The sequence below is a fragment of the Paenibacillus solani genome, assembly GCF_001277345.1.
GTDB lineage: Bacteria > Bacillota > Bacilli > Paenibacillales > Paenibacillaceae > Paenibacillus_AQ > Paenibacillus_AQ solani.
This window is the reverse complement of sequence record NZ_LIUT01000006.1, coordinates 197514-215413: the sequence shown is the minus strand read 5'-3', so window position 1 is coordinate 215413 and position 17900 is coordinate 197514. Positions and strand designations below refer to the sequence as shown.

Below are 17900 nucleotides of genomic sequence, written 5' to 3'. Positions count from 1 at the left end.
ATGTAAGTATTGCCTATCCTTTTGTCCTTATCGGTTCGCAGTATAAGCTGTTTACGCCTGCATGTACACTCTAATCAACACGAGCCTTCCGGAAGGAGTCAATTAAGATGGATATGAAGCTGTTACAAGATACGATCGACCTGCTTCGGTCGCATATCGATTCCGGAACGGATATCGATTGGATGGAGATGGATAATCGGCCTGTGAGAGACATCGCCGACATGCTCAATGCTTATGAACTTGCTTATTCCCGTAAAATGACGGTGCTGGCATGCTGTATGCTCATTCATACCGCATTAGATCGGCACGGTAAACTGCAGGTGCAAGACAACGAGAGATTGACGCGCATGCTGCTTGACGGCGACTATTTGACTGGTCTGATGTACCGCATTGCCGTCAAGCGGAAGGAGTGGAAGCTGCTGTCCCGGCTTCTCCCTTTTCACAAGCGCATGCAGCTGAACCTGCTGAGAAAGGTACCACCCGAAATCCTGCTGAAGGAGCTGAAGCACGAAGTGCGCAGCTATCTCGAGCAACGGAGCGCATAAGGAGTTACCTAAGGGTAAAGGAGCGATGATAAAGATGAATATTCATAACCGGATAGGAATGGATCTTGCTTCCTTCGACCGCTTGCTCCAGGAGGTGGTCACGTCGGATCGTGACCTTACTCCCCCTTCCGTTGTGCTAAGCAGCGTCATGGATCTGATTAACGCTGGCGGCAAGCGGCTGCGGCCGCTCATGGTAGTAATCGGCAGCCGCTTCGGAGATAACGACAACGATTCGGCCGTGATGAAAACCGCCGTACTGCTTGAATATCTCCACATGGCCTCGCTTGTACATGATGATATCATCGATCAATCCGATATGCGGCGCGGCAGGCCAACCCTGCATGAGACCACTGACATCCAGACAGCTGTTCAGATCGGCAACTATATGATAGCCCGCGCCATTGAATGGGCCGCTCATTCAAACGGCGAACCGGACGGGAGCAGCGAAGATGTTTCTGAAGAAGAAGCCTACCGGTTAGCCGAGCTTGCAGCACTGGTAACCGAGCTTTGCATGGGTGAATACGATCAGCTGCATCATCGCTTCAACTATGATCTGACGATGGAACAATATTTGGAGAAGACACGCTGCAAAACAGCCCTGCTGATGGCCCATTGCCTGAAAGCAGGCGCGGAAGCAGCGCATGCGGATCCCCCTATTGCTGAACGACTCTTCCAAATCGGAGAGGCCATCGGCATGGCGTTTCAAATCCAGGATGACCTGCTCGATTTTACGAAGCCCAAGGAAGCGATTGGCAAGCCGGCAGGCGCTGATCTGCGAAACGGAAACATTACCCTGCCCGTAATCTATGCTCTGAACGATCCTGCCCTTGCACCGAAGATCAGGCAGCTCGGCCCCCACTCTTCGGAGGCTGACATGGATGATGTAATCATTCATATTACCGTAAGCACAGCAATCGAGCAGAGTGAACAGCTTGCCCGCTCTTACGCTGAACAAGCCCAGCTCATGATCGGTGAGTTCGCCGATCACCCGGCCCAGCAAGATTTACAGGCCTTGCTCCAATATTTTCTGCCCTAACCCAAAATCCATAGACTAAATATGAACAGGGATACATCCATCGCGGATGTATCCCTGTTTGACATAAAGAGAGATTAACCTAAACAAGTATTTTGAAAAATCAGAGCATTTGGGCAGTATTTCAAGATAGCAAGTTTCATTAGAGGATTGGTATCTTTAAAAGAGGCCTGAATATCGATTGTTGAAAGAATGAAGTGCAGAGGGTTAGTTTTTTATATTTCTATATTTGGAATATCTAATTATCAATTAAATCTATAACTTCGGAAATTCCTTTGTTTAAAGATGAAATTGTAAGCTTATATTCTGATTTCGTAACAAACTCCTTAGGATAACTCGTAATATTATACAAACTTACATCTTTAGTAGAATTTGAAGTTAATTGGGCATTTATTTTCCTTAGTAATACATTTATTTCCTTCCAATTTTCAGGAAGCTTTGAGTTATTTCGTTGAGTAAAGAAATATCTATTCAACTTATATATCATAATTTGTAAATTTTCATTGGTATCAAGTATGTTATTAAGTTCATGATTATATTCATTGCTGTCCAAACTTCTAATCAGAACTTCTAAGCTGGAGTAACTATCATTACTGGTGCCTAATAAATATCCCTGTGATAATAAATATGCTTCATTTGGTTTAATATACTTATCATTTTCCAGTTCCATTAAAAATCTATAGGCGCCTTGAATATGACTAGAATAATTAGTAAATACATTATAGTTATATTCATTGTCATAAATCCATTGAGAAGTTACAGGGGGATTGTTCCTATCGATTTGGTTTGCTACAAAGAACTGTATTAGATTTGAAAACACGACAACTACAGTGGTAATTATGATAATCAAATATCTTTTTTTCAATTCGGTAAGTTCTCCTCCTCTATTCATGGTGTTTTATTTACAAAAAATAAAGTAAATGGAAAAATATATTTCCATTTACTTTATTATATTCATTCTGTTTAAATTTTAAAGTGTAACATTAGCAGATGCCGCTCTTGGCCAATAGAGACTAAATCGTATGAGGCAGGAAGGGTTCATAAGCAGCATTTGCAGACAGAGTTGCTACCTTTTCAACTTGTACCCAAGCATAGTATCTTCCACTGTCTTTTGTAATGTAATTAGTAAGAATAATGAAAGCTCTAGTGCTGTTTCATCCACCTGGTTCTGAATAACCTTTCCTTCAAGCCATAAATTACAGCAGCGCGGCTGCGGCTACAGGCAGCAGGAACAACGCAATAAACAGCGTATCCGCCCGCTTCCATACATGGACCCGATACCTGCTTCGCGGCGCACCCAGCCGGAAGCCTCGGGCTTCCATGGAATCGGCAAGCCCGATAGCTCGCCGGAACGCGCCTGTCGTTACAGGCACCAGCAGGGCGATGATCAGCCGTGCCTTCTCCTTCAGCGGCTGCGACGACAAGTCCAGTCCTCTGGACTGCTGTGCCTTCCACAGCCGCTCAGCTTCCTCGAAGATGGTCGGAATGAACCGGAGGGCAATGCCGAGCATCAGCACCAAACGATCAGTCGGCACGCCGATATAGGTCAGCGGCCGCAGGAGGCTGCCCAGTCCCTGGGCCAGCTGCTCCGGCTGGGTCGTGAAGGTCATCACCGCAGCCAGCATAATGAACAGCGCCATACGTGAAGCGGACACGATACCTTTTTCCAATCCGCCGGCATACACCTTGAAGGCGCCCACATCCAGCAGTTTCCCGCCGCCAGCATCATACAGGATGTGAAATGCCAGGATGAACAGCAGCAGAAACATCAGCGGCTTCATGGCTCTGAAGTAATAGCGGTACGGGATACCCGTAGCCCGAATTACCACGGCCGTGAATAGCAGCAGCGCCAGCACCCCCGCATATCCATCTACCAGAAACACGGCAACCATAAACAGCGGCATGGCAGCTGTCTTGGCACGCGGGTCCAGACGGTGAATCCACGAGTCACCTTCCATATAGCGGCCCAAGATGATCTTTCGCTTCATCCTCGCTTCCCCCTTCACCTTAAGCTTTGCCCTTCCTACAATTCAAGCTGTCCTGCGTACCAATCTGCCAGCGCCGCTGCATCCGCCGGCATCTCCGCAGGCTGTACTCCAAGCTGAGCTGCCAGCTTGCCCGCCATCCGCATAGACGATGGAGCCATCAGTCCCGCATGCTCCAGTACCTCCTGACGGTGCACCAGTTCCCGAGCCGTTCCATGAAATATGACTCTGCCGTCCTTGATCACAACGAATTCATCCGCATAGGCTGCAACTTCCTCGAGCCGGTGGGTGACGATGAGAACGGTCTTGCCTTGGCCCCTCGTTAATCCGTGCAGCCGCTGCATCAAATCCTCGCGACTGGCTGGATCGAGAGAAGCCGTAGGCTCATCCAAGGCGAGAATCTCGGGATCAGCCGCCAATACCGCGGCCACGGCCGCTTTGCGCATCTGACCCGAGCTGAGCTTGAAGGGACTCTGCGCTAGCAGCTCCTCATCCAAGCCGACGAAGGAAGCCGCCCTGCGGACCGCTTCGGCAGCCTCGTCCTTGCTCCGCCCGAAATTAAGCGGCCCGAACAATAAATCCTTCTCCACTGTCTCTTCAAACAGCTGCAGCTCGGGATATTGAAACACCAGGCCGACTCTTTGCCGCAGACTGGCCGGAATTTTGCCCTTCTCAGCTGAATCGAGGCGATAGTCCAGTATGCGAATCACACCCTCATCCGCCCGGATTAATCCATTCAAATGCTGGAGGAACGTCGATTTGCCCGAGCCCGGCGCACCGAGGACGGCAATCATTCGGCCTTCTTCCAGCTTCAGATGAAAACCATCGAGGCCCAAAATGGGGGTCATCCCCCGGTCCCGGTAGCAGTAAGATACCTCTTCGAATGATATGCCCATAACGCTTCCAGCACCTCCTTCTCCCTAACCAGCTCGCCGATATCGATCCCCCGCGCCTTCAGCTCCCGGCATAGCTGGAGGGCAAATGGAGCCTTCAGCCTGCAATGCTCGAGCAACTCTTCCTGCAACAGCAGTTCTCCGGGACTGCCGTCCGCCGCGATCATCCCGTCATCCAGCACGATCATCCGGTCAGCCTCGGCCATCTCCTCCACGTCATGGGTGACGGATATGATCGTGTACCTGCCCTCGTCATGCATGGCCCGCATCAGATCCAGCAGGTCTCGCTTTGCCATCTCGTCGAGCATGGAGGCTGCTTCATCCAGCACGATGATGGCAGGCTCCATTGCCAGCACGGCAGCAATCGCCGCCCGCTGCTTCTGTCCTCCGGACAGCGTTGCCGGGTGTCGATGCCGTAGATGAACAATGTCCAATCGCTCCGCATACAACCGAATCCGCTGCTCCATTTCCTCACGGTTCAGGCACAGATTTTCCAAACCAAACGCAATGTCATCCTCTACAGTCAGACCGACAAACTGATCGTCGGGATTGGCAAACACCATACCGATATGACGGCGTATCTCACCCAGGGTGCAGCCGTTTTGTTCCACTCCATCAATTAGAATGCGTCCTCGGGTCATCAGAAGCAGTCCGTTCAGAAGCCGAATCAGCGTGGACTTGCCCGCCCCGTTTCTTCCTGCAATACATACCCACTGACCATGAGGAATTGCCAGGGAGACATCCTTGAGCACATTCGTACAGCCCTGTCCGTAATAAACATGCTTGAGTAGGACGGCATGCTCTGACTTGTCGGTTGTGCCCATGTTCTAACGCCTCCTTAGCTTTCCGTATGAAACATGCCGAACGGATCGATACGCCGTAAGGATTCAATCAGATGCTTAGCAGCCCATCCGACAAAAATCCCAGTCACGATCCCCGCCCCCAGCAGGAATGGCAGATAATAATAGATCTTCGTGGTTCCCAGCACCAGCGAGGCTGCCGTCAATTGGCCTACATTATGTGCTACTCCTCCTGCTATGCTAACACCTGTTAAACTGAATTGAGTTCCTCCCAGCCTGAGCATGACATACATGACCAGATAACTGGCAAGGGCGCCAAACATACTGAACAGAAAAGTCGAGAAGCTTCCCAGTATAAAGGCTGTCAGCAAGGTCTTTAAGACAATAAGCCACAGGGCATCTCGGCCCCCGAGACAAACCAGACAGGTCAGCACCAGGATATTGCCCAGGCCCAGCTTTGCGCCGGGAATCGTCACTGCAAACGGAATCAGGGCCTCCACAATGCCAAGCACTACTGACAAGGATGCGCAGATGGATATCACCACCAGCTTGCGAAGCGCATAAGGATCAGTTGACAACGGCATCCGGCTCACTTCCTTCGGTTTGTTCTCCGATCACTTCGACGAACACACGATTGGGTAAACATACGATGGTTTCATGCACATCATGGATGTGACCAAATCCCACGCAGAGCTGATCGGGGCAATCAGACTCAATCATCTCAATCCCCCCGCGTGAGACTCTCAGGAGGTTATATCCCCGCTCTGTCCGAATTTCTATATCTCGCGACTCTTCCGTAAGCGCCACGGTATCATAATGCTTGCCATTCACTTCTATTACGGCATAGGTACCCTGTGCCGCTCCGTCATCCCCTACAAATTTGGAAATCCCAAACCAGGCAACAGCAACGATCAGTACGAGCGCTATTCCAATATCTCCGCGTTTCATCAGCATCTCTCCAGTTCGCTTTGCTTATCTTCATTATCAGGGCTGCGGCAAGGGCCAGAAATGATTTTTCTCACATTCAGAAGGGGGCTGGTCTGATACGCTGATATCATCGGAACTCGTATGAGAATGTATCAGGAATAAAAAGAGGAGGCACTGTCATGCACAGGAAGCTGCTTTCCTACATCAGCCTATTCACCATGCTTACCCTGCTGCTGGTTGGTCCTATGGGCTGTGCATCCACAGCGGATCAGAAGACTGCCGCCACCATTGAACCGGCAACCGAACGTTATTTTATATTCGATACCATTGTAAGCGTCCGTGTGTACGATGATCGGATGACCTCACAGCATTTCGAAGAAATAGGCACACAGCTCGAGAGGATCGATCAACGAATGAACCGGCAGCTGGCAGGCAGCGAGATTGACCGAGTGAACCAAGCCGCAGGGAAAAAGGAAGAAAGCGTATCTGACGATACATTCAAGGTCATCCAGACTGCCATTGATTACGCTGCAGCCTCCGGCGGGCATTTCGAACCAACCATCGGTCCGCTTGTAGACCTCTGGGGAATCGGCAGCGAGAACCCTGCCGTACCGGCAGAGGATGAGTTAAGTGCCGCTATGCAGCGAATGAGCTACAAGGATGTGGTCTTGAATCCGCAAACGCATTCCATTCTGTTGAAGAAAGAAGGAATGTCGCTGGATCTGGGAGCCATCGCCAAAGGGTATGCGGCGGATGTTATCGCTGATTACTTACAGCAGCAGGACTTCCACTCAGCCATCATCGACCTCGGAGGCAATATCCTTGCCATGGGCGCGAAACCGGATGGTTCACCCTGGAATATCGGCATTCAAGACCCGGGGGAAAAGCGAGGCCAGCACCTGGGCACACTGAAAGTCGTCAACAAGACCATCGTGACTTCAGGCGTATATGAACGTTTCTTCGAAGCAGATGGGAAATTGTATCACCATATTCTGAACCCCTTTAGCGGGTATCCGGTCGATAATGACCTGCTGAGCGTCACGATTGTGACTGACACATCCATGGATGCTGATGCCATGTCGACGTCCGTATTCTCACTTGGGCTCGATGAAGGACGACGATTCATCGCAAGCCGGGGCGATGCCGAGGCTATTTTCGTCACCACTGACCATCAAATCTACCTTACCTCAGGTCTGACCGATACGTTCAAATTGACCAATGAGGACTATCAGCATGCGGAATAATAAACTTACAAAAAGGAGTAGATTGTATGAAACAGAGCAGGAGTACAAGGTCCAATTCAAGGAACGGAGGGCTGTATCCGGCAGCCACTTCCTCTGTCTATTCACCGGCGAACCTTGCCTTAATCCGGGAAATGGCCGAGCCTGTTCTATTGTTTACCGGTGATTATCTATACGAGGAAAACGATCGTGCGGATCAATTGTATTTGGTAAACCGGGGAAGCTTGAAAGTATCCAAGCTGCTAGAGGGGGGCATGTCTGCCACCCTCTCGCTACACATTCCCGGCGATTTGTTCGGAGAACCCAACTCTTTGAGAGGAGCCGTCCATCAATTCGAAGCTAAAGCTTTGGAAGATAGTGAGATTGGGGTCATCCCCCAGGAAAAACTGGATACAATCATACGCAGCAACGGAGATTTCGCTGTGGAATATATGAGTTGGATGGCGCTAATGCAGCGCACGACACAGAGTAAATTGCGCGATCTGCTGCTGCATGGCAAATCTGGTGCCCTGTGCTCTCTATTGCTGCGGCTTCACAATATGTACGGCACAAATGGAACAGGCAAGGACGCAAGGTCCATGATTGGTAAGCGAATAACGAATCTGGAAATGGCAGAAATGATCGGCTCTACCCGGGAAAGCGTAAATCGTATATTGAACGAGCTTAAGGATAATGGCGTGATTTCAACTGAACGAGGACGCATTATACTCAATGATCCGGACTATTTACGCAACATTTGCCATTGTGAGTCTTGTCCCAAAGAAATTTGCCGAATGTAATAGGAGCTTCACGCCACAGGATCTTCTGCCAAGCCCGCCCCTCCTGCGCCTACCTCATGTTTATGCTCACCGATTTCAGGCACCGACTCTATCGCTCTCGTCCAATAATCACATGAAAAAAACGCTAATTTCTAGTGTATTATGACCCCGGTTTGAACGTTATGATAGAATTGTCCTCCGCAGCATCTGCCTGCACTGATGTTTTGGCTGCACGGATATCTGAGAGCGTTTCCATACCAAATCATACACAGAAAAGAGGTCCTGCTGATGAATTTTCCATTCCAGAATCCGGATCTCCCGCTGGAACAGCGGGTTAGCGATCTTGTATCCCGTTTGACACTGGACGAGAAAATCGAATTAATGTGCCAATACCAGGCGGAAATCCCCCGCCTAGGTGTGCACAAATATAAACATGGCACCGAGGGCACACACGGTGTGGCATGGCTTGGCGAAGCGACGGTGTTCCCGCAAAATACCGGCCTTGCATGTACCTGGAACCCTGAGCTGATGCGGAAGATCGGATCGGTCATCGCGGATGAAGCCCGCGTATACTACCAGCGTGACCGGGCCATCCATGGACTCACCATCTGGGCACCCACGGTGGATATGGAGCGTGACCCTCGCTGGGGGCTTACGGAGGAAGCCTATGGCGAGGATCCCCATCTGACTGGAGAACTTTCTACCGGACTTGTGAAAGGTATGCAGGGAGATCACCCCTTCTACTATAAAACGGTGGCCACCCTGAAGCATTTCTACGGCAATAATAATGAAGTTGACCGCGGCAGCGCATCGGTAAGCATTGATCCGCGAAACAAGCGCGAGTATTATCTGAAGGCATTCGAAGCACCATTCCGCGTAGGCAAAGCCGGTTCCATGATGACCGCGTATAACGGCATCAATGGCATCCCCTGCAACCTAAACCAGGAAGTGAACACCATCGTCAAACAGGAATGGGGCATGGACGGCTTCGTTGTCGGAGACGCGGGCGACGTGCTCGGCACTGTTATGGATCATCAGTATATGTCTTCTTATGCAGAGGCTGTTGCCGGCTCCGTCAAAGCCGGTATCGACAGTATTACCGATGATCAGGACATCTCCTTCCGTGCTCTTCGCGACGCATTAGAGCAAGGATTACTTGAGGAGCAGGATCTGGATCATGCCCTGCGTAATACTTTTCGCGTCCGCTTCCGTCTAGGGGAATTCGATCTTGAGCAGCGGAACCCTTACAGCCATGTGCCCGAGTCGAAGCTATGCGCACCCGAGCATGCCGAATTATCTCTGCGAGCAGCCCGGGAGTCGATCGTACTCCTGAAAAACGACGGATTGCTGCCCCTTAAGCGTGATCAGCTGAAATCCGTTGCCGTCATCGGACCGCTGGCTAACGAAGCATATACAGATTGGTACAGCGGCACGCCTCCATACCGGATTACGCCGCTGCAGGGCGTGCAGGAGAAAATGCAGAATCGCAGCGTCCATTTTCATACGGGATTAGATCAGATACGTCTTCGTTCTGCTGTTAGCGGTAAGTATGTGTCCTTATCTTCAACTGAGAATGGCGGACCGCTTATAAGCACGGCAGAAGCTTCCGAAGCAACTGTGTTCGAGCGAAATGACTGGGGCTGGGGCTCAGTGACGCTTCGACTTGTCGATAACAGCAAATTCGTAACGGAAACGGAGACGGGACTACACGCAGCAGCCGATGAAGCTCGCGGCTGGTTCGTGAAGGAGGCCTTCGGCTTTGAAGCGCTGCCGGATGGAAACTTCATCATGACAAACTGGGAGGGCAAGCCGATCCTAGTGAACGAGGATGGACAACTGGTGGTTGGCCGTACCGGGGAGGCAGGAACGCCATTTACCATTGAAACGGTTCAGAATGGCATCGATGAGGCATCCGCTGCGGCAGCATCAGCTGAAACTGTCCTAATCTTCGTTGGAAACAGTCCGTTCATTAACGGCAAGGAAACGATCGACCGTCCTGACATTACCCTTCCTCCTGCTCAGCAAGCCTTAATTCAGGCGGTGTACGAAGCCAATCCCCATACCGTGGTTGTCATCGTAGGCGGGTATCCGTTCGCCGTGAACTGGGAACAGGAGCACGTGCCATCCATTCTCTATACATCCCACGCCGGGCAGGAGCTGGGCCATGCGGTAGCCGATGTGCTGTACGGAGATTACAATCCGGGCGGCCGTTTAAACATGACGTGGTATAAGTCAACTGAGCAGCTTCCGGACCTCATGGATTATGACATCATCAAAGGGAAACGGACCTATCAATATTTTGACGGAGACGTGCTGTATCCGTTCGGTCACGGCCTCAGCTACTCCTGCTTCCACTACAGCGGTCTGTCGCTAAGTCAGCCGGAAATATCTGCTGATGGCAGTGTCATCGTCACTGTTGACGTGAGGAATGAGGGGCCGCTGGCCGGCGATGAGGTGGTTCAGCTCTACGTAAAAGCCAACTCCTCCCGTGTCGTCCGTCCTCTTAAAACGTTAAAAGGCTTCCAGCGTATCCATCTGGCCCCTGGCGCTTCGGAAACGGTCAGCTTTGAGCTTAAAGCGGAGGAACTGGCGTTCTGGGATGTCACCCGGGACCGCTATTGCGTTGAAAAGGGAACTTATACGCTCATGGCGGGGCCGTCCTCCAGCCAACTTCAGGAAACCGCAGTCCTTCAAGTCGATGGTGAAACGATCCCTCCACGCATACTGCATGAGCCTGTCCGAGCGGTGAATTATGATGACTATCAGGATGTCTTCCTGGATGAGTGCCGGGAAGGCGGCGAGAGCATTCGTATAACCGGCGATTCCGGATGGATCGCTTTTCATGACGTGGATCTGGGCGATGCTTCGAGAATGTTCGAAGCCAGAGTAAGCGGGCATATCCAAGGCGGTGAGGTCGTCATTAGGACCGGCAGCCCGGATGGTCCTGCAGCTGGAAGCTGCAACATTCTGCCGACCGGCGGACGCCAAGCTTGGACAACGGTCCAAGCGGAGCTGACGGGATTAACGGAACGAGCCGACGTCTTCCTTATTATGAAAGGCGAAGTGCAAATCAGCTGGCTCCGCATCGTTTAAGCCATCGGTAGTACCCCACTATGGACATGCTTTTAATATGCGTGTGCAATTGAGCTGTCAGCAGCTTCAAACTTTGTAGATATTCATAGAACATCTGCCCTTCTTTTATAGCGGGGTCAGATGTTCTTTTTTGTTAAAATGAAATCAACAGTAATTGGACACGGACTTTAGCCCTTCCCTGTATTTAGGTAAAAACTGCAAAAAAGATGAACCCTTTTCAAGGGTCATTTGTTTATTAGACATAACAAGAAGAAAGGAGTGCCTTGGATTGACGGAACGCGAGTTATTCGATGCTTACAACAAGGATGTGTACCGCACCTGCTACTACATGCTGCGGAACGCGCAAGATGCGGAAGATCTCTGCCACGACGTTTTTGTCACCGTATTTCGTCAAGATTGGAGAAACGTTGAGCATACACGCGCCTGGATTATGCGCATCGCAATGAACCATTGCTTGAACCTGCTTAGAAGGAATCAGACCCAGCGGGACAAGCAAAGCCAGGTCGAGTGGCTCCACGAGCAGACCACCGCATCGGTTAAATCCGTAGACACCATCGTATTGGAAAAGGCAGCGGCGGCGGAATGGGGGAAATTACTGCGGCAGCTTCCGGATAAGCTGATGGCCGTTGTCACGCTCCGCTATATCGGTGAGATGTCGATGGCGGAAATCGCCGAAACACTGAAGATCCCTGTAGGGACGGTTAAATCAAGGCTCCACAAAGCATTGAAAATCATGCGCAAGAAACTTGAACATAATCACAGCTTCTGGCTGAAGGGAGAGAACCAATATGGATCGTTTTGAGAACAATCTGAAGGACCAGATGAAAACGGCGAATAACGTATCATATCCAGATTTTGATCGGATGTGGAGCAGTATCCAGCAGAACGAAATGAAGATCGCCGCTGGTGATCCTGTTCCGCTTCGTCCACGCAAACATAAACGTATTGCGATCATCACGGGGATATCCGTCGCCTTGATGGCAACGCCGGTCTATGCAGCTCTGAACTATGACTGGTCCAATCTTCTAACTTACAGAGCTGGTATCCAGACCGCATTGGAACAGGGGCTTGGCCAGACGATTGAGCAAACCGTGACAAAGGATGGCATAACCTTAACGGTCCATACGGCGTTTATCGATGAGAACCGGACGGTCCTGCTTTACAGTCTCGATCCTGGATCACGGGCTGGTGAGCAAGTCGCCTTTGATCATATTGGGCTTAAAGATAAGGATGGCCGTACCATTGAGGGCCGTGACTCCCATCAGTGGAACGAGAAACTGGGCGTGTTCCAAGGGTATTTTGAAACCGATTGGGTCGCTGACGGCCAGATAGCGGATATTGAGTTTGCCATGGAGAATATCCATTTTACCGGCAATGGCACACAGTCCCTCAACTACGACCCTAGTAACTCCAATACACAGGTATTCCCTATCCAGAAAGATGGCATTGACAGCGTGAGCCTGCAGTCATTCGATCAATCCGATGGAAATGTCCTGCTCCGAACGGCCATTACGTATACGGATCCTGAGATGAGCAGTAAAGGCTGGGTGCGAGTACAGGCCATCAATGACAAGGGTGAGAGTATCAAGGAAACCGAGCCTTCCTTTAATGGAGCCCCAGGTGCAGCCGGAGAATTTATAAATCAGCAAAAATTCAAGTCCGACCATTTGCTTGCAAAAGGAACTGCCTTCCAGCTTACTTATGATCGCACACTTGAAACCGCAGAGGGTACTTGGAGCTTAAATATGGCCCTGTCCAAGAAACAAATGGACAATGGAACGTTTAAGGAAACGCTGAATATCCCTGTTGATCAGCTGCCTGGTGGAACGAAGATCCATGAAATGATCATTACGCCAACCCAAGTCCGGCTGATCCTGAACCATGAAGAAAAATACACACAGGTTCCTTACATGGAATACCAACTGGATATAGGTGGAACACTACTGGGCGGAAATATAGGGTATGTTCAGGGACAACACAATAAAACGGAACTGCGCTTTGAAGTGGCCGGACTGAATGCAGCCTCCCTGTTGAACCAGCCGGTGTCCCTGGTCGCCAAGCATCGTGTTGATGACTATGAAGGAGACAACAATCCGATCCGCTTAACCGGCATTTCGGCTGAGCATCAAAGCGTAACGTCCAGCATTGCGGGTTATCCGATCACATGGACCTATTATATGAAGGACAACAATCTCTATGTGGAATCTTCGAGCTCGGACAACAAATTTGGCGGGGTTAACCGAACCTACTATCTTAACGATCAAGAACGTAACTATGGGAAGCCTGCCATGATGGGTATGCTTGGCGATGACAACAATAAACGTATGGACGTGTATGAAAATTTCGACAAGACTGAACTTGAGGTGTATATTTCGAAATATACCACCCATAAGCGAGACGATATCCTGCGCGTTCCGCTTAAGGCTGGACAATAACATATAACGCGTAATAAACGACAAAGAAACCCTCACGATGGACATGAACGGTAACCCGGAGCGGCGCTTCTACCAAGAAGCGCCGTTTCTTTTTTTAGCCTTTCCTCCCCCTCCTTTTAAGGGTTTCTTTCTTTTTTTCTCTGAAACATGTCACAATTCTGTATGGCAGACTGTCATATGGGTGAACTTCAAAAACTCACCGTAAAGGGGCAATGAACATGAAACTTCGAATGAATTACCGGTCGGCCAATCCCGATGCCTTCAAAACGCTACTTGCCTTAGAGCAAGCGGCCCAGAAAAGCGGACTCGACCACAAGCTATACGAGATCATTAAGCTCAGGGCATCACAGATTAACGGCTGCTCCTTCTGCGCAGATATGCATTCCAAGGACTTGCTCTCCATCGGCGAGAGTGTGGACCGCCTCCTCCTGCTGCCAATGTGGCGGGAAGTCCCGATCTATTCGGACGAGGAAAGGGCCGTTATCGAACTGACAGAGCATGTGACCAAGTTGTCCGAAGCCGGCGTTCCTGCAGAGGTATACGAACGTGTGCGCAAGCATTTTGACGAGAAGCAATTCGTCGATCTGATCTTGGCCATCACGACGATCAATGCCTGGAACCGGATCGCCGTCGCTACAGGGATGTTCCCTGGCTGTTTCGATTAAACATCTGCAATTTATCCGGATTCACTACAAGATAAATATGTCGGATACGGGATAAGTCAGGTTCCCACTCCACCGTCAGCACTTTCGAAACCCTGCCGTCCCGCTTCAGTAATAAACCGGGCTCTCCGTTTACGGATACAGGTTCAAAGCCTTCTCGAAACGAGCCTTTAGCAGACAATCCTTCAAAGAAAGCACGTACCCGCTCTACGCCCAGGATCGGGTTGATGGCCGCTCTCACTTTGCCGCCGCCATCCGATAGCAGCGTAACCTCTTCCTTCAAGAAAGACAGCAGCGGCTTGAAATTACCCATATCGGACGCCCGCAGGAAAGCTTCAACAAAGCGTTCCTGCTGTTCCGTCCGGGTCCCTTCCCCCACTGGCCTCTCCGAATGATGGCCCATTTTCTGCTTAGCACGGCTGAAAGTCTTGCGGCAGCTGATCTCTGTCTTACCAAGCATCTCTGCTATGGCCTGATATTCAAGACCAAGCGTATCCTTGGCGATATAAATAGCGCGCTCCAGCGGCGTTAGCCGTTGAAGCAGCACCAGATAGGCATAACCAATCGTTTCGCGGCGTTCCGCAGGATCGGACCGCGACAACATTTCAACATCCGGCAATGGCTCCGGGAGCCAGGGACCGGTGTATGTTTCGCGCTGACGTCTGGACGATTTCAACAGGTTGATGCAGCGGTTCGTTGTCATTTTGACCAAATATGCTTTCTCGTTCAAAACTTCTCCCCGATCCTTCTGCAAGTATTGAGAAAATACATCCTGCACAATGTCCTCCGCATCCGCTGCAATTCCCAGCATCCGGTAGGCCAGCCCGAACATCATCGGCTTATATTTGCTATACATTTGATCCAATCGCATCAGATACACCTTCTTGCTCTGTATATTTTCGGCATGAAAGCTGCGCCACTTATAAGACAAACGAACAATATCTACTGTGACATCTAAAGTTGTTAATCTCTACTATCTACCATATCTCCGTTCCCCAAAACCCCCTTAAAAGGGAAATACCAGGGTTAAAGAACATAAAATTTGTTATTCACTAGACAAAATTTGACAACGTTCGATAAATCTATCGACAATTGGGTAATTTTTAAATAACATATGGAATGTCCTCACTACAGCATAATAGGTTTACGAGCTTAGAAAGTAGGGAAAACATGAAAAAACCCACCCCTTTACGTCGCGTCGAACTCGGTTATTTTCTGCTGATTGCTCTCGCCATGTTCCAGCAGCTGTTTATATTTTGGAACATCTATGTAAACCAACATTTTAGCTTCACGGAATTGTTGTTCAGCGTTGGTACGCTGGCCGCGTTATTGATCGGCTTTTTTCTTCCGGTAGGCGTTTCGACGGTTGCCATTTTTGTGTACCTGGTCACTTATTTCGTATGGTTATCCACGCTGGCTCCGATCAACGCGCTCACGCTGTCCTGGATTCTGCTGCTGCCCGCCAATACCGCCGTTTCCATCTTCATTAAGCTGGCACTCGTGCGAAGTCGAAGATTCATTCGTCGTCTTGAGCAATTAAGGAAAACCAACCCGGATATCGACATCGATACCTCGCTAGGCAGCAAAGACGCATTCGAAGATACGCTGACCAAACAAGCCAATCTGGCCAATCGTTATTCCGATCAGTACAGCTTCTGCATCATGATGTTTAAGCTCGATTTTCTTCCACTGACCAGAGAATCTGTCGGCTCCCACCGTTTTGCCAAGCTAATTATGGAATTGTCTAACACGATTCAGAAGCAGATTCGTTATGAAGATTATAAATTTTCTATTGGAGAAGGACGCTTCATCATTCTATGCCCACTCACCAAGCCGGAATATCTCAAAAGCCTGATGGATCGCATCAAAGTCGCCATGATGAATGTCCCCTTCCGCGATAAAAGGGGCATGTCCCTCAAGCTTGTCGTCCGCGCCGGCGGTCTTGTGTTCCAAAAGGAACAATTCAGCCGATACGAAAATATCGATGATGTTATCTCGGCATTAGAACGGAATACCGAAACCGACCTGATCGGGGAGTATATTTAACCCATGAAACATCATGATTACACAAGGGGGCTGCTATCCTATGTCGTACACCACTTGGTTTATCCCTTTATGCATCGGGGTTAGTATCGTTTTCTTCATCGTTATTATTATTCTGACGGCTTCCACCCTAAGCTTCCGTGCGAAAGTCAAACAAAAATATGATCGGGGGAGATTCAGTGACTGACTTTCTGTTGGTTGTCTCCATCGTCAGTATATGGATTGCCGTCCTGGAATCGATCATTATTATGGCAGGCGCCATTCTGTTCATTCATAAACAAAACCGTCAGAAGCTGGTGAATCCCAGCAATCTGGAGGATTTCCCCACCGTAACGGTCATGGTTCCTGCTCATAACGAGGAATTGGTTATTCAGGCAACGGTCGAGCACATTCTGCAGATGAACTACCCGCATCACAAAATGCAGGTGATTGTCATCGCTGACAATTGCAAGGATCGTACCGCCGAGCGTCTGCGAGCACTAAAAGCCAATGAACGTTACCAGGGCCGCGATTTTCTTATTCTGGAGCGAACGGGAACTGGCGGTAAGTCGGGCGCGCTGAATGACGCGCTCAAGCAGGCAACGGGGGAATGGATCTGTGTCTACGATGCTGATGCCGCCCCGGAGAAGAATGCACTGCTGTTTTTGACCCAGAAAGCCATGGAGGAGCCTGAGCGCTACGGAGCGGTCTTCGGACGCAACAAAGCCCGTAACCGTGGGCGAAACTTCCTCTCCCAATGTATCAATCTGGAGCTGGTGACCATCCAGCGTGTGCACCATACCGGTTTGTGGCAGCTATTTAAGCTGGGCACCATACCGGGCACGAATTTCATCGTGAAAACCGCACTCATTCGGGATATCGGAGGCTGGGACGAGCAGGCGATCACGGAGGATACCGCGATTTCATTCGAAATTCTGACGCGGGGACAGCTTATTGCCCTGGCACCGCAAGCCGAGGCATATCAGCAGGAGCCCGAGGACTTGAAGGTATATATGAAGCAGCGAGAGCGTTGGGCCAAAGGAAACTACAGCGTCGTTACCGATAATATTCACCATCTGTTTGACCATTCAAGCTGGCGGATCAAGCTGCATGTGCTGTATTACGCGGCCAGTTATTTCTGGTTCATGATTGCTATCATTATTTCAGATATTATCTTTATCGCCAATATTGTATATCAAATCATCGCGCTGTTTAATCCGGCAGTCGTCTCCCCTTTTCAATTTCAAGGCGATGTGTATGTGTATCTTATTATTGCTTGGGCACTCATGTATTACATTTACGTGCTGCAGATTAATCTGGCGCTTGCGACCGATATTGGCCAGAGCAACACCCGCAATTTTATTCTATCCTGCGTATCCTACTTCACCTACGCCCAGCTGTTCCTTGTCATATCCGTTAAGGCCTTCTACTCCATGATTATGGACAAGATTACAGGCAGGGAATCCAAATGGTATAAGACGGAGCGGTTTGGATAGAAGAGCTGTG

At 49.9% G+C, this 17900-nt stretch carries 18 protein-coding genes; 11 read left to right on the top strand and 7 right to left on the bottom strand.

Features of this window, described 5'->3' with window-relative positions; genetic code table 11:
• The first annotated feature begins 107 nt into the window (after positions 1–107).
• Both AM231_RS22285 and AM231_RS22280 read left to right on the top strand, forming a co-directional pair.
• Entirely contained in the window at positions 108–545 is a 438-nt protein-coding gene (locus AM231_RS22285) for a hypothetical protein (protein ID WP_053490313.1), read from the top strand.
• A gap of 34 nt (positions 546–579) precedes the next feature.
• On the top strand, positions 580–1581 hold the full coding sequence (locus tag AM231_RS22280) for a polyprenyl synthetase family protein (RefSeq protein WP_054404573.1): 1002 nt from the start codon (positions 580–582) through the stop codon (positions 1579–1581).
• 235 nt (positions 1582–1816) lie between these two features.
• Here the strand turns inward: AM231_RS22280 and AM231_RS22275 are convergent, their stop codons facing one another.
• The 6 genes from AM231_RS22275 to AM231_RS22250 form a co-directional block, all read right to left on the bottom strand.
• Positions 1817–2443: a hypothetical protein gene (locus AM231_RS22275; protein WP_054404572.1), complete on the bottom strand. Its 627-nt coding sequence runs from the start codon at positions 2441–2443 to the stop codon at positions 1817–1819.
• A 331-nt stretch (positions 2444–2774) separates the two neighbouring features.
• Positions 2775–3566, bottom strand: a complete 792-nt coding sequence (locus AM231_RS22270; RefSeq protein WP_054404571.1) for an energy-coupling factor transporter transmembrane component T family protein — start codon at positions 3564–3566, stop codon at positions 2775–2777.
• 35 nt (positions 3567–3601) lie between these two features.
• Positions 3602–4459: an ATP-binding cassette domain-containing protein gene (locus AM231_RS22265; RefSeq protein ID WP_054404570.1), complete on the bottom strand. Its 858-nt coding sequence runs from the start codon at positions 4457–4459 to the stop codon at positions 3602–3604.
• Complete coding sequence (locus tag AM231_RS22260) at positions 4408–5280, bottom strand: energy-coupling factor transporter ATPase (protein WP_054404569.1); 873 nt, start codon at positions 5278–5280, stop codon at positions 4408–4410. The genes AM231_RS22265 and AM231_RS22260 overlap by 52 nt, the downstream gene beginning before the upstream one ends.
• A gap of 14 nt (positions 5281–5294) precedes the next feature.
• On the bottom strand, positions 5295–5840 hold the full coding sequence (locus tag AM231_RS22255; protein WP_054404568.1) for a Gx transporter family protein: 546 nt from the start codon (positions 5838–5840) through the stop codon (positions 5295–5297).
• Positions 5824–6204 (bottom strand): NusG domain II-containing protein, encoded by a 381-nt coding sequence (locus AM231_RS22250; RefSeq protein ID WP_054404567.1) that lies wholly within the window; start codon positions 6202–6204, stop codon positions 5824–5826. The genes AM231_RS22255 and AM231_RS22250 overlap by 17 nt, the downstream gene beginning before the upstream one ends.
• A gap of 158 nt (positions 6205–6362) precedes the next feature.
• Here AM231_RS22250 and AM231_RS22245 point away from each other — a divergent pair, with 158 nt between their 5' ends.
• The 6 genes from AM231_RS22245 to AM231_RS22220 all read left to right on the top strand — a co-directional run bounded on the left by AM231_RS22245 (position 6363) and on the right by AM231_RS22220 (position 14375).
• Complete coding sequence (locus tag AM231_RS22245) at positions 6363–7427, top strand: FAD:protein FMN transferase (RefSeq protein WP_054404566.1); 1065 nt, start codon at positions 6363–6365, stop codon at positions 7425–7427.
• A 26-nt stretch (positions 7428–7453) separates the two neighbouring features.
• Positions 7454–8203: a Crp/Fnr family transcriptional regulator gene (locus AM231_RS22240; RefSeq protein WP_054404565.1), complete on the top strand. Its 750-nt coding sequence runs from the start codon at positions 7454–7456 to the stop codon at positions 8201–8203.
• A 267-nt stretch (positions 8204–8470) separates the two neighbouring features.
• The gene (locus AM231_RS22235) at positions 8471–11275 is read left to right on the top strand and encodes a glycoside hydrolase family 3 protein (RefSeq protein WP_054404564.1); all 2805 of its coding nucleotides are present in this window, start codon (positions 8471–8473) and stop codon (positions 11273–11275) included.
• A 268-nt stretch (positions 11276–11543) separates the two neighbouring features.
• Positions 11544–12077 carry an RNA polymerase sigma factor gene (locus AM231_RS22230; protein ID WP_054404563.1) on the top strand — a complete coding sequence of 178 codons (534 nt, stop codon included), beginning with the start codon at positions 11544–11546 and terminating at the stop codon, positions 12075–12077.
• Complete coding sequence (locus AM231_RS22225) at positions 12064–13710, top strand: DUF4179 domain-containing protein (RefSeq protein WP_054404562.1); 1647 nt, start codon at positions 12064–12066, stop codon at positions 13708–13710. The genes AM231_RS22230 and AM231_RS22225 overlap by 14 nt, the downstream gene beginning before the upstream one ends.
• A 218-nt stretch (positions 13711–13928) precedes the next feature.
• The gene (locus AM231_RS22220; RefSeq protein ID WP_054404561.1) at positions 13929–14375 is read left to right on the top strand and encodes a carboxymuconolactone decarboxylase family protein; all 447 of its coding nucleotides are present in this window, start codon (positions 13929–13931) and stop codon (positions 14373–14375) included.
• Here the strand turns inward: AM231_RS22220 and AM231_RS22215 are convergent.
• Positions 14344–15243 carry a sigma-70 family RNA polymerase sigma factor gene (locus tag AM231_RS22215; RefSeq protein ID WP_054404560.1) on the bottom strand — a complete coding sequence of 300 codons (900 nt, stop codon included), beginning with the start codon at positions 15241–15243 and terminating at the stop codon, positions 14344–14346. The two genes, AM231_RS22220 and AM231_RS22215, sit on opposite strands and share 32 nt — an antisense overlap.
• Before the next feature lie 299 nt (positions 15244–15542).
• Here AM231_RS22215 and AM231_RS22210 point away from each other — a divergent pair, with 299 nt between their 5' ends.
• From AM231_RS22210 to AM231_RS22205, 3 genes are read left to right on the top strand one after another with little or no spacing between them, the layout of a single operon-like run.
• Positions 15543–16418 carry a GGDEF domain-containing protein gene (locus AM231_RS22210; RefSeq protein ID WP_054404559.1) on the top strand — a complete coding sequence of 292 codons (876 nt, stop codon included), beginning with the start codon at positions 15543–15545 and terminating at the stop codon, positions 16416–16418.
• A gap of 40 nt (positions 16419–16458) precedes the next feature.
• Positions 16459–16602 carry a hypothetical protein gene (locus AM231_RS29245; RefSeq protein ID WP_165593456.1) on the top strand — a complete coding sequence of 48 codons (144 nt, stop codon included), beginning with the start codon at positions 16459–16461 and terminating at the stop codon, positions 16600–16602.
• Entirely contained in the window at positions 16595–17890 is a 1296-nt protein-coding gene (locus tag AM231_RS22205; RefSeq protein ID WP_054404558.1) for a glycosyltransferase family 2 protein, read from the top strand. Before AM231_RS29245 ends, AM231_RS22205 begins: the two co-directional genes overlap by 8 nt.
• Positions 17891–17900 lie beyond the last annotated feature (10 nt).

Excerpts from the sequence above, each read along its gene's own strand:
- AM231_RS22285 (WP_053490313.1), top strand. The coding sequence starts at position 108 with ATGGATATGAAGCTGTTACAAGATACGATCGACCTGCTTCGGTCGCAT.
- AM231_RS22280 (WP_054404573.1), top strand. The coding sequence starts at position 580 with ATGAATATTCATAACCGGATAGGAATGGATCTTGCTTCCTTCGACCGC.
- AM231_RS22270 (WP_054404571.1), bottom strand. The coding sequence starts at position 3,566 with ATGAAGCGAAAGATCATCTTGGGCCGCTATATGGAAGGTGACTCGTGG.
- AM231_RS22265 (WP_054404570.1), bottom strand. The coding sequence starts at position 4,459 with ATGGGCATATCATTCGAAGAGGTATCTTACTGCTACCGGGACCGGGGG.
- AM231_RS22260 (WP_054404569.1), bottom strand. The coding sequence starts at position 5,280 with ATGGGCACAACCGACAAGTCAGAGCATGCCGTCCTACTCAAGCATGTT.
- AM231_RS22255 (WP_054404568.1), bottom strand. The coding sequence starts at position 5,840 with ATGCCGTTGTCAACTGATCCTTATGCGCTTCGCAAGCTGGTGGTGATA.
- AM231_RS22250 (WP_054404567.1), bottom strand. The coding sequence starts at position 6,204 with ATGAAACGCGGAGATATTGGAATAGCGCTCGTACTGATCGTTGCTGTT.
- AM231_RS22245 (WP_054404566.1), top strand. The coding sequence starts at position 6,363 with ATGCACAGGAAGCTGCTTTCCTACATCAGCCTATTCACCATGCTTACC.
- AM231_RS22240 (WP_054404565.1), top strand. The coding sequence starts at position 7,454 with ATGAAACAGAGCAGGAGTACAAGGTCCAATTCAAGGAACGGAGGGCTG.
- AM231_RS22235 (WP_054404564.1), top strand. The coding sequence starts at position 8,471 with ATGAATTTTCCATTCCAGAATCCGGATCTCCCGCTGGAACAGCGGGTT.
- AM231_RS22225 (WP_054404562.1), top strand. The coding sequence starts at position 12,064 with ATGGATCGTTTTGAGAACAATCTGAAGGACCAGATGAAAACGGCGAAT.
- AM231_RS22220 (WP_054404561.1), top strand. The coding sequence starts at position 13,929 with ATGAAACTTCGAATGAATTACCGGTCGGCCAATCCCGATGCCTTCAAA.
- AM231_RS22215 (WP_054404560.1), bottom strand. The coding sequence starts at position 15,243 with ATGCGATTGGATCAAATGTATAGCAAATATAAGCCGATGATGTTCGGG.
- AM231_RS22210 (WP_054404559.1), top strand. The coding sequence starts at position 15,543 with ATGAAAAAACCCACCCCTTTACGTCGCGTCGAACTCGGTTATTTTCTG.
- AM231_RS29245 (WP_165593456.1), top strand. The coding sequence starts at position 16,459 with ATGTCGTACACCACTTGGTTTATCCCTTTATGCATCGGGGTTAGTATC.